The 13,054-nt window shown below is 41.7% G+C and carries 4 protein-coding genes; all 4 read left to right on the forward strand.

Features of this window, described 5'->3' with window-relative positions; translation table 11 throughout:
- The first annotated feature begins 16 nt into the window (after window positions 1-16).
- Entirely contained in the window at window positions 17-6,298 is a 6,282-nt protein-coding gene (locus tag J4O15_RS16150; protein ID WP_208100133.1) for an InlB B-repeat-containing protein, read from the forward strand.
- 86 nt (window positions 6,299-6,384) lie between these two features.
- The gene (locus J4O15_RS06615) at window positions 6,385-10,938 is read left to right on the forward strand and encodes an FIVAR domain-containing protein (protein ID WP_208100134.1); all 4,554 of its coding nucleotides are present in this window, start codon (window positions 6,385-6,387) and stop codon (window positions 10,936-10,938) included.
- A 275-nt stretch (window positions 10,939-11,213) separates the two neighbouring features.
- Window positions 11,214-11,990, forward strand: a complete 777-nt coding sequence (gene rpsB, locus J4O15_RS06620) for a 30S ribosomal protein S2 (protein ID WP_208100135.1) — start codon at window positions 11,214-11,216, stop codon at window positions 11,988-11,990.
- Window positions 11,991-12,079: 89 nt separating this feature from the next.
- The gene (tsf, locus tag J4O15_RS06625; protein ID WP_208100136.1) at window positions 12,080-13,024 is read left to right on the forward strand and encodes a translation elongation factor Ts; all 945 of its coding nucleotides are present in this window, start codon (window positions 12,080-12,082) and stop codon (window positions 13,022-13,024) included.
- Window positions 13,025-13,054 lie beyond the last annotated feature (30 nt).

The following is a 13,054-nucleotide window of genomic DNA, read 5'->3' on the forward strand; positions in this document are numbered from 1 at the left end:
AGTCGGGAGTGTAAATATGAAAAATGAAGGTTTATTAAAAAAGACTCTGAAAAAGGGTGCGGCATGGTTGCTGTCAACAGCCATGGTAACCACACTCTTTTCAGGAGCATTGCCCATAAAAACTTATGCGGCGACCGAGTTACAAAATCCTAATATTCCGTCAAACGGTGAAAATGACAATATGAAATATTCTTGGAAGACTTCAGGTGACTGGGGAGAAAATGGAGCTGTTTCCTACAGATACAATTTTGAGTCCAAGAACGGAGACGGTAGTACAGGTGATGTAACATACGGTCAGTACGGTGTGCCTTTATATATTGTTATGCCTAAAAATAACAGTGATAACGGTGCCCAAGATGGAAGCTTTCTTATTCCTCCAAACAGTACCGTTTATAATCCGGAAGCACTTATGAGCAGCCGCTATTATATGGCGAAGATGGGACAAAGGCAGGCGGAACTTGGCAGTGGTAATGCAGTAAACGGAAGCAATCAGGCGGTTTCATTATCTGGAACTACTTGGAATGGTTCCGTGGAAACCACAAAGTTCGGTTCAAGTCCTGATGAAAGAACCATTGAGACCATGGTTACAACCACTGCGGATGAGAAGTATATATATGCAGACTATTACTTTTACGGAAGAGAAAATATTCCGGCAGGAGGTCAAAGATTTCTTATCTCAATGGCATATGACTTCCAGGTAAACGGTTCATTACAAAAGGATGTTGTAATTACAGACAGAGGATTTTATTTAAGAAAAACAGGTCAGTTATCTACAATAAATGTTATCCTCGGTGATCCTTCTATAGGAACAAATCAGGCAAGTACAAAGTGGATTGGAAACTTTGGAAGCAGAATTCCTTCATCATTCAGAAATGGTGTTGACAGTGATTATTCCGCTACAAATATTAACGATTTGGTAGGACGTAACCTTAGCAACTCGGACTACTCCACTGTATTCTCATGGGATATTATGCTTCGTCCATATGAGACTGTACATAGAAGAGTTGCCTACACTTATTCAGAGGCGGCAATCTATGTGTCATCGGCACATGGAAATGACGGTAACAGCGGTATTTACAATCAGCCTTTAAAGACGATTGAGGCGGCATTTACAAAGGCAAACGGTAGGGTTGCTACAATATTTGTACAGGATTATGATCCGGTATCGGCTACAATTGAGATACCTTCAAGCTTAAGTACCAATACAAAGCTCACTATTTCAAGTACAGATATTGCATTTGATGCTCATTCAAGAACTTATGGAGGCGGTAGCGGTGCGGATGATCCTGTCAGCATAAAGAGAGCTCCGGGATTTGAGGGAGCCATCTTTAAGAATCAAACAGGTCTTGCCGTTAACTTTGATAATATAGTGCTGGACGGTGACGGAAGAGGAAATGAGGCGTTGCTTATTTCAAATAACGGAACTGTCAACTTAAATAACGGTGTGAAACTTACCGGTTCTACAGGAGGAGCACTTGATATCAGCGGCGGTACTATAAATCTTAAGGGTAAGTCGGATGAACCTGTAAACCCGATGACTGTTGAAAACAATGCAGGCACTTCAGATATTGAAGGTGCTGTTAAGATTACAGGCTCAGCTTCTATGACTGTATCAGGTCTTGTAAAAATACAGGGAAATACAAAGGCGGCACCTACATCCGCGCCTCCGGGAACACTGCCTTCAAAGGCCAATGTATATCTTGGAAGCGGAAAGGTTGTTACAGTTAATGATGCCATAAGAGGTTCAGAGATCGGTGTTACCACACAGACACTACCTACAGACACGGCACCTGTAGTTATCGCAGAGCCGTCCGGAAGTTATCCGGGAGGTATTGTATCACCTGCACCTTTCCTTGACAAATTTGTAAAGGACAGTGATGCGGCAGGTATTATAAAGGATACAGATGATGCAACTCAGGAAAAGGTTGTATTAAAGGCAAATGAACAGACCATAAAGACTATAATAAGGGATAATAACGGTGCTGTAATAACAGGTGCACCTACCATTGCAGACCAGAAAAAGCCTGTAGGTGAGTTGGTGACATTAGCTGCACCTCCGGCTACATTTGTAGCAGGTACTACAACTTATACATTGGATGTGGATGCTTCAGAGACTTATCCGACCTATCCTGCATCACCTTTTGCAACGGACGGAGCCTTTACAGGAATTGTTCCTGCTGAAGAACTTCAGATAACCTATAAGTACAGACCGAATACGGGAACAGTGGCATTTAACGGAAATGGAGGTATACCGGCATCAACGGCACCTCAGACAGGAAATGCCGGAGCACAGATTGCAGCTCCGAATCCTGCAAAATTCGGATATGTATTAAGCGGATGGAACTCTGCGGCTGACGGAAGCGGAACGGCGCTTACTCAGATAGCAGGAGCATATAAGGCTACTGTAAGAGCAGGTGAGGCTGATGTTTACTATGCTCAGTGGGCACCTGACACATCTCAGGTATTTGACCTTACTGCACAGTATACAAACTATGATCACAGTATAACCTTCGGAAGTATTACTTCATCCGGACATGCTTTCACACTGCCTTTTACAATATCTAAAAAGACTGTAAGAGGTTATGAGTGGAGTGCGGCGGTATCTGATAAGGTACCTTCAAGCCTTCCGGGAAGCTTTGATGTGCATGGAACATATACAGGCACAATGCCTTTACAGGATGCAACTGTAAGATATGGTTATAATGTAAGTACAAATCCTGCGGACAGATCTCCGTTTAAGGTATATTACAGAGTGGGGTCGGTGACAGGACCGATTGTACCTACATCTGACAGTACAGGTGGAAATGCTCTTTACTTCCCTGAGGAAAATGTAAGCTTTACACCTCAGCAGTTTATGGGATATGACATATCGGATGCACAGGTTGTGGACGGTCTTACACCGAGCCCGGCAACTGCTACCGACAATTTTGTGACTGCAATGACAGAGTATGGATTTGACAGTGATTATAACTTTACAGGAAAGATGCCTAACCAGCAGGTTACTCTTGTATATGTTTTAACAACAAACGGTTCAGCGGTTCCATACAGTGTAAGCTATAAGGATATGGACACTACAGATGAACTGCTTAGGGATATAATTCCTGAAAAGACAGATTCAATACCTGTAGGAACACCTTTTACAGAGAATTACAGAGCATTGTACGGATACAGCTTTAATTCTACAACTGAAGATCCGGCAGGAAGCGGAAACTTTAATCCTACTACACATGATTATGATGTGGTAATGCCTGCGGGAGAGTTGCAGATTGGCTATAAGTACAATAGAGTAAGTTCAAAATGGGCTGATATAACATATGTGGCAGGTGCTAACGGAAGCATCACAAATCAGCCGAATAATGATCCTTCAAATCCGCTTTATGTTTCAACAGATGTAATGGCGGCAGGCAGCGGCTATAAGGCTTCAGTTCTTATAAATGACGGAAGTGCTGACGGTGCGGCTAATGCTTACACCTTTGAAAAAATCGTGGAAAAGAATTTAGTTCCCAATGCGGCAGGCGATCAGTATTATGTATTTGAAGGCTGGTTCATCGACAGTAATGGTGACGGAATCAGAAATAATGGTGAAACCTTAGTTGCAAATACGGAGCAATTCAGCGGACCGGTAACACTTACAGCATCTTTTGCGGAGGATCCGCAGTGGTGGGGAGATATTTACTTTGCGGCAGGACCTAACGGAAGTATTAATGCAGGTCAGCCGACATCAATGCATCTGACAAAGGATAAGCATTGGTCGGATGTAATAACTCCTGCGGTTACACCGGTAGCGAACTTTATAAATGATAAGTGGTATGACGGAAATTCTGCCATGAGTGCAGGCTCAGGTATAACTCTCGGAAATACCTATACATTTAAATTCGTTCCGGATCCAAGTGCTTTCGGAACAAATGCAGGACTTCCGGATGCTGTCGGAAGCATAAATCAGGACAGCGGAAGAGGAAGAATAACAGTATATGATACTGCACAGGGATACAGCTATATTGTTACTGAAACTGACGGTACAATAGTTGCAACCCAGAACGGAAATGCTACAGGAAGAAATATCTTTGAAGATCTTTATCCTGAACATCGCTATCATGTATATGAGGTTATATCACCTGTTATAGCAAATGCAGGTGACAATATATCTACAGTCGGAGGAGCGGCAGGACCTACAGAGGTTTTAATACCTGCTCTTGAAAACAACTATAAGGTAGACTTTGACGAGGAAGATGAAGCTTACACCACACTTATAGTAAATCCGGCAGATCCTAATTCGGATTATGCTGTGCTTGATGAGAACGGAAATGTTGTGATAACACCTGAAACAAGGGCTGACGGATGGCAAACACCTACCGGAAGCAATCCGGCAATTGCTAAGTTCTCAAAACTTAGATACAATGCAACCTACACCGTTGTGGCAAGACCCAGAGGTTCATCACTTACACCTCAGGATCAAAGAGCTGACGGAACGGTAATAGTTACCGATCCGAGCGGAGGTCTTGAGATACCTAAGTTTATTGTGGAAACACAAAGAGGAAGTGTAGCAAGTGTGGCAGGTAATGCGGTAAGCACATCAAGATTTGAGGATGCACATGCAGGAGAAAGTGTTGTACTTGATGCACCTGCAAGCGGATTCTTATATTGGAAGGTAACTGTAGGATCAATACCCGGAGTAACCGGCAAGATTACAGACAGGAACTTTACATTTACCATGCCTTCAACCAATGTGCTCTTAACGGCATATTATGCAGGAGTTGCTTCACCAAGTAATGCAACCGTTGTAGATGAACTTAGAGGCGGAAGTGAAGGAGAAGTTGCATTAAATCCTGAGGATATTGATAATCTTTCAAATCTGCTTACAACACCTGAGGATATCTCATTAAAGAATGTAAACAATGCAGATGTTATGTATAAGATTGTTTATAAGAAGGGCAAACCCACTTCAGCTGAAAATGCTCTTATAAAGACTGAGAGTCCGTTTAATCTTCATGAGTCGGCATATACAGGTGCATGGTCACTTAATATCGATATTGAAAGATATGTAAACGGAAGAAAAGTTGATAGAGATATGAGTTATGCAAGCGGTGTAGAGTTTGACACCTATATCCAGCTTGACAGAAATGATGTGGATATGCTTGATTATAAGCTGTATGAAATAGGAAGAGACGGATCAGGAAACATTGTTTTAACTGAAGTTGCAATGTCTGAGGATCCTGAAAGTACAGGAGGTTTGTTCCATTTCAGAAGTAATCCGTTTAAGAGATATGTGCTTGCATACTCTAAAGCATATAAACTTACATTTAAATACACTTATGAGAATCTCACTGAGAGATTTAAGGTAAGAAAGGGAGATGCACCTGTAGATTATCCACAGTATGCCGCACTTCCGGCACTTGTGGAAAAGTACTCTGAAGAGAGCACAGGATATGAATATACAAAGCTTGGCTGGAGTAAGTCACTTACTGCATACAAGGCATTTGATGAGAGTGCTCCACTTACAAGAAAGACTACAGTTTTCTCATTCTATAAGAGTAATAAGGAAGATGTGGACAGGGCAAGAGATTTACTTAATGACTTGCTTAAAAAAGCACTTTCATATTCAGATTCTTATTTCTTAAAGAAGAAGGAAGCAAGTGAACTTAATGTATTTATTAAGCAGATTGCCGAGTTCCTGGATAGCGGCAAAAGACCAAGTCTTACAGAGATAAATGCTGCTATTGACACTTTCAAGGAGCAGATAAAGCCTTATGAAGAAGTGCTTGATATAAGATATGGTGATTATAATAACGGAACTGTAACCAGAGTTGATCACAATACAAAGCGTTCAGAGCGTTCTACAGCCAGAAGTGGAGGAGGAACCTCAGGAGGCGGCGGAAAGGGAAGCGGAACAAAAGCAGATCCAATCCTTTCCAGAACAAAGAATGATTACCATGTCGGAGTTAACGGAAACTGGTCAAAGAACGCCAACGGAAAGTGGCAGTTTAAGATGAATGGTGGTATACCTTTAGTTTCAATGTGGGCTTGGCTTGTATATGATACAGGTAACACAAGTATGACAGGTTGGTATCGTTTTGATGCCAAGGCTGAAATGCATGAAGGTTGGTTTAAGGATGATAACGGTAAATGGTATTATCTTGATCCTACCCTTGGAATTATGGCAACCGGATGGAAGCTTGTAGACGGTAAATGGTATTACTTTGCACGTCTTGGAGAGGGCAGAAGTACAGGAGAGATGTATCAATCCGAAACAACACCGGACGGTTATAAAGTTGACTCAAACGGAGCATTTATAAACTAAGGATTACTTTGGATGGAACCTCCATTCATTAGAGTGAGATAAAGAATGTGTCGTGGCGGGAAACCGCCACGACTATGGGAGAAAAAATGAAACAAAGAAAAATTAAAAGATATTTTGCTTCAGTCCTTGCAGCACTTACCGCTTTGTCCATAATGCCTACAAATGTCCTGGCAAATGAAAGCAGCGATTATTATAATACTGTGCATGGAAAATTCGGTGCGTCTGCGAGCGCGGCACATGGAGCTGCAAGTAAGATAGTGTTTGATACGGGAGAGGGACCGGGACTTAATAAATCCACCTATACCGGATGGTCAGGCAGTACTCAAACAGACGGCTATTATGAGTTTTCGGGAACAGCCGGAAGTCTTCTAAGTGCTTCAGCACCGTTTAATGGCGGCAACTATGGATCCATAGCATTTTCAGGCGGAAACAAACCGGATCTTCCATGGGGAGGTGCCGGCGGTACTATACCTACTTGGAACGGTTACAGTTTTCAGGGCTGGAAAAGGATTGTGGTAAATGATGCTACAGGCGGAAATGAGGAGACCAGGACATCCATGGAGCCGGCATATCCTTATTACAGTTATGTAATTTATAAGGCTCTTTGGAGCGGTTCAACTACATTTGACTTAAAAACGGTAGCTTTAAGAGATCTTGGCGGTGGAAACACATGGAAGTTTTATGAGCAGACCACAGGATTACAACCGGGAAACTCGGTTGAAAGAACTGCTATTGAAGTTCCTGGATATAAGCTTTTATCTACAAACGGAGTTGAGATAGGTGAGAGTAAAACCAACAGTGCGGACAATACGCCTATAGGAAATGCTAAGATTCTTGTAAATACTCCGGGTAACGGATTTACAGGAGTGATGCCAAACCGTAATGTGGAAGTAAGGTTTAATTATGAGCCCGATACATCAAAGACTTTCAGAGTTAAAGTTGAGTATGTGGCTGATAACGGCGGAATTGAAACCCCTATCATACTTTCAGGAAATAATAATAATGTGGGTAATTTCCCGGCAGAAAGTGATAATGCAGGAGCAGGAATAACAGTTCCACTTTTAGCAAATATCCCTTCAGCAACCGATATTTACGGAGTTGTACAGCACAAATATAATTATTTAGGCTATGAGATTGTGACCGGAAATAATGACTCGGGAGCGGTAACTATTGGAAGTAATACTTATTATAAGGTAAGGGGACTTGATACAACAGGTTCACCTTTTACTTCAAATCATGCTTCTGTAAATGCTACAACACCTTTTAAAATCAATAAGATGCCTAATCAGGGTGTAACAATTAAGTATAAATATACTGAAAATGCGGCATTCCCGACTAATGTAACTGTAAAATATCGTTCAACTGTAGGGGCAACAGATCCTAATTTCCCTACAATTAATGATGTAACACTGACACATCCGGCGGGAACAACATATAGCGATATAGTTTTACCTGTAGTAGATCATTACACCTATTCCTATATCGACTATGATACGGCACAGTTTAATTTATTCACTCCGACTCCTCCGTCAGGAAGCACACCGGGAAGTATAACCTATGATCCTAAGGAGGGTGGAGATACAATTACAGTGTACTACTCACCGAATCTTGCAGATATGGCAACAGTTACACTTTCCTCTACAACAGGCGGAAGCCTTGGAGGAATTACAACACCGCCTCAGTTCTTGGCAGGAACTCATGCACTATCTGACATTGTGGCTTCCGTTACAACTGTAGGAACTGCAAATACAGGATATGTTGAAGACGGTTGGTACTATGCCAATGCATCAGGAAACGGAGTATCCACTACAAATCCGAATAAGCTTGAGATGACGGATATGCTGACATTAACAGGTGGTCAGACTACAAAGCTTATATTTAAGTATGTAAAGGATCCGAATGCATGGTCAACTGTTCGCTTTAGAGCCGGAAGTAATGGAAGTATAGCAGGAGCTCCGTCTCAAACAGAGAAGTTAAACGGAACCGCTCTTAGCAGCATTGCACCTACACCTACGGCAAATGCAGGATATGTATTTGCAGGATGGTATAATCTGTCAGGAAATCTTGTAGGAACTACAGCAGGATTTAGTGCAGGTGACACAGTACAGTCGGCAGATACTTATACGGCTATGTTCATGCTTGATCCGCTGTTAAATGAGGATCATATATATGCAATACCTCATCTTAATCCGTCTGTTGATGCAAACGGAAACGGTAAAATAAAGGTTGAAAATGTCAACACATTAAGAGATTATGTGGTAGTTGATGAAAACGGAACAGTTGTAGCTGTAAAAAGCGGAATAACTTTGCAAAACGGTGCAATAGAAAATCTGGTTCCGGGACAAAAATACAGTGTATATGAAGTTGTGGCAGGACAGCCTCAGTCAGTGGGATCACCATTTGTACCCGGTGCAAACCAAAGTCAGCCTGCGGTAGCAATAGTACCTTCAGTGGGAAGCGGATACAGTGTAAATATAAGCGGAAACAGTGCAACAATCACTGTAAATCCGGCATCTTCATCAGCAGTATATGCACTTGTAGATGAGAACGGAGATGTTGTGGCACAGGCAGGCAGTGCTGACGGTTGGGTAAGTCCTTCATCAGGAAGTGTTACATTCAGCGGACTTTCACCGGATAAAACATACAGTGTTGTATCAAAGCCGGTGGGAGGAAGTCAGACACCTCAGGCAAATGCTGCAGCAGGATATGGAAAAACAATATCGGTATCATCAGGAACTACATCAAGCACACTTCCTCTTACAGTTAAAATTGAAGGTGAGGGAAGAATAAGCGGTCATACAAGCGGCGGAGCTTCTGTAGCTGTAAATAATCAGCAGCTGATAAGCGATGTTAAGGCAGGAGATCAGGTAAGTATCAGTACAAACTCAACTGATACAAACGGAAATGCCTTTGTAAGATGGCAACTTATAAGCGGAAATGTAAACGGATTTAACGGAAACAACCGTTCACAGACAATTACTGTAAATTCAAATGTTGTGCTTGAGGCAGTGTATGCAGAACCTGTTCCGGCAACCCCTTCAGTTGCTGTAAAGTTTGCACCTGAGACAGGAGCATTCGGAATAACAACAGAGTCATTAAAGCAGGCAAAAAACAGCTTTAATACAAATGCTACAAGTGCGGGAAGTGATTTTGATGCACTGAGTGCAGGTAAGACTGTTGAGTATATTATTCGTCTTGACAAGAAGAGTGTATCTGCAAATGTGTTCGGTATTGTAGAATCACAAAGAGGTGATAATACAGATACCCTATGGCAGTTAAATGTAGGATTAAAGAGAAATGTAAACGGTGTTAATAAACCTGTTCCTACAGAGAATGAAAACTACGGACCTGTACAGATATATACAACACTTGCACCGGCGGATATGGGAATGATCGGTTATGCACTTTACAGAGTTGATGAAGCAAGTGGAAGCGCTTCTGAAGTTCCAACACAGCCTGATTTAAATTCTGACGGATTTAACGGAATATTCTCCTTTGATGCAAATATAGGAGAGAGTTTTGTGCTTTCATACAGCAAGCCTGTAAACTTTAAGTTGGTGGACAGCAGAACTCCTTCAAATAATGCTTCAATCCGTATCAGAAAGGGAAGTAAGCTGGTAGATAATACGACATTTACCGCATTGGGACTTGATTTCACATCAAATCTTGATAATGGAAAATATGCATTTAAGGGTTATTCAAGAAGCGAGGGAGATTATCAGGCATTTGATATAAATACTGAATCTATAAACTCGAATTTAACTTTATATGCATTCTATGAGCTTGCACCGGATTGGACACAGGCAAGAAGTGAACTTGGCGATGCTATAAACACTGCCAACGGTATGTTAAACAATTCAGCTTTAAAAGAAGAGCATAGAAACCTTCTTACATCAGCACTTGCAGATGCGGTTTCGGTATTCAACAAAACCAACCCGTCACCAACAGTAGCTGAAATGAATGCGGCAAAGGCTGCATTAAATGCCGTAATACAGGAGATAAACGGATACGTTCCGCAAAAACCTCAAAACAATAACAATAATAAAGGTGGCTCCGGAGGTTCCGGCGGCGGCGGAAGAGGCGGCTCCGGCGGAGGCGGTTCTTCAGGAGGCGGCAGAAGCAGTGGAAAAGGCGGACAAACTTCCGGAAACTCAAGAATTATAATGAGTCCTGCCAGAGCACAAGCCTATATGGATAATGTAGACGGAAGCTGGAAGCAGGTTGGAAACAATTGGGAGTTTAACCTTAAAAGCGGTGATAAGCTTAAAGGTGTTTGGGCTGATATAATTTATCTCCACAATGGTCAAACAAAGACTGAAACCTATTATTTCAACACCGACGGAGTTATGTATTCCGGATGGATAAACACAGAATCGGGATGGTATTATTTGTCAACCACCCATAACGGCAGCTTTGGAAGTCTGGTAAAGGGCTGGATCAATGATGGAACCAACTGGTACTATCTGGATCAGATATCAGGAGTTATGCGTACAGGATGGATCAATATCGGAAGCAAGTATTATTACTTAAGTCAGGATTCATCAAACGGTAAGCCTATGGGAGCAATGTATGCAAATATGAAGACACCGGACGGATATGATGTGGATGCCAATGGTGAGTGGATAAGAGAAACACCTTAATTATTGAATGATATCATGTTGATTTTATAATCAAGGTTTTTGGGGAGCTGTAAACAGCTCCCTTTTTTAATATAGGAAAGACTCTGTTTTAAAATAAAAAACTTAAAAAACTTAGGCTTAAAAAACTTATGTTATTTATTATATCTTTCTATTGAATTAGAATAAATTATATGATAAAATTTTATAGCTAAATAAGCACATCGGGTGAATAAGGAAGGTGGTGCCATAGGTCCTTTTCTTAAGCCCGTTGGAAGAAAAACCAAAGGAGAAAAACAATGAGTGTTATTTCAATGAAGCAATTACTTGAGGCAGGTGTTCACTTTGGACATCAGACAAGAAGATGGAACCCTAAGATGGCTCCATATATCTACACAGAGAGAAACGGTATCCATATTATCGACCTTCAGCAGAGTGTAGGTATGGTTGATACAGCATACAATGCTATGTCGGATATAGCTAAGGATGGCGGAAAGATTCTTTTTGTAGGTACAAAGAAGCAGGCACAGGATGCTATCAAGGAAGAGGCGGAGCGTTGCGGAATGTACTATGTTAATGAGAGATGGCTTGGTGGAATGCTTACAAACTTTAAGACAATTCAGTCAAGAATCAAGAGACTTCGTCAGTTGGAAGAGATGAGCGAAGACGGTACATTTGATTTACTTCCCAAAAAGGAAGTTATCCAGTTAAAGAAGGAATGGGAAAAGCTTGAGAAGAACCTTGGCGGTATCAAGGATATGAAGGATGTTCCGGACGCAATATTTATTATAGATCCGAAGAAGGAGAGAATCTGTGTTCAGGAGGCACATACTTTAGGTATTCCGCTTATCGGTATTTGTGATACAAACTGTGATCCTGATGAGCTTGATTATCTTATTCCGGGAAATGATGATGCAATACGTGCCGTAAAGCTTATCGTAGCTAAGATGGCAGATGCTGTTATCGAGGCAAATCAGGGTGAAATCCTTTCAACATCAGAGGATGTTGCCGATGATGCTCTTGAGGGTGAGACATTCGCTCCTGATAAGGAAGCATTGGACGAAAGACAGTTTTAATATTAAAAATAATTGACTTACAGGCAGGTTGCAAAGAGGGTTTACCGCTTTGCAACTTGTCATATTATAAATGTTTAGGAGGTTTTACAATGGCAGCAGTAACAGCAGCAATGGTAAAAGAATTAAGAGAGATGACAGGTGCAGGAATGATGGACTGTAAGAAGGCCCTCGCTGCAACTGATGGAGATATGGATGCAGCTGTTGATTTTCTTCGTGAGAAGGGACTTGCAGGAGCACAGAAGAAAGCCGGTCGTATAGCGGCTGAAGGTGTGGTAGATGTTTGTGTCAGTGATGACGCAAAGAGAGCGGTTGTAGTTGAGGTAAATGCCGAGACAGACTTCGTTGCAAAGAATGAGAAGTTCAGAACTTATGTTGCAGAGGTTGCAGCACAGGCATTAAAGACAGGTGCAGCTGATGTGGAAACTTTCCTCGAGGAGAAGTGGGAGCTTGATGAGAGCCTTACAGTAGGTCAGAAGCTTTCAAGCATGATCTCTGTTATCGGTGAGAACATGTCAATCAGAAGATTTGAGAAGGTTGAAGAAAATGACGGTTGCGTAGTTTCATACATCCATGGCGGCGGAAAGATCGGTGTACTTGTAGACGTTGTAACAGATGTTGTAAATGATGAAATCAAAGAGATGGCAAAGAATGTTGCAATGCAGGTTGCGGCACTTCATCCAAAGTATACTTCAGATAAGGAAGTTGATGCTGATTATCTTGCAAAAGAGAGAGAGATTCTTTTAGCTCAAATCAAGAATGATCCTAAGGAAGCTTCAAAGCCTGAGAAGGTTATAATGGGAATGATCGAGGGAAGAATTAAGAAAGAACTTAAGGAGATCTGCCTTCTTGACCAGGCTTATGTAAAGGCGGCAGACGGAAAGCAGTCTGTAGCTGCTTACATTGCAGAGGTTGCTAAGGCAAACAATGCTAATATTTCAATCAAGAGATTTGTCAGATTTGAGACAGGTGAAGGTCTTGAAAAGAAGAGTGAGAACTTTGCAGAAGAAGTTGCAAAGCAGATGTCAGGCAACTAATTAAATAATATAATTGATTTACCTAAGCCA

Origin of the sequence: Lachnoanaerobaculum sp. Marseille-Q4761, from assembly GCF_017565785.1 — a bacterium.
Lineage (GTDB): Bacteria > Bacillota > Clostridia > Lachnospirales > Lachnospiraceae > Lachnoanaerobaculum.

Coding starts and splice junctions, on each gene's coding strand:
- J4O15_RS16150 (WP_208100133.1), top strand. CDS start 17: ATGAAAAATGAAGGTTTATTAAAAAAGACTCTGAAAAAGGGTGCGGCA.
- J4O15_RS06615 (WP_208100134.1), top strand. CDS start 6,385: ATGAAACAAAGAAAAATTAAAAGATATTTTGCTTCAGTCCTTGCAGCA.
- rpsB (WP_208100135.1), top strand. CDS start 11,214: ATGAGTGTTATTTCAATGAAGCAATTACTTGAGGCAGGTGTTCACTTT.
- tsf (WP_208100136.1), top strand. CDS start 12,080: ATGGCAGCAGTAACAGCAGCAATGGTAAAAGAATTAAGAGAGATGACA.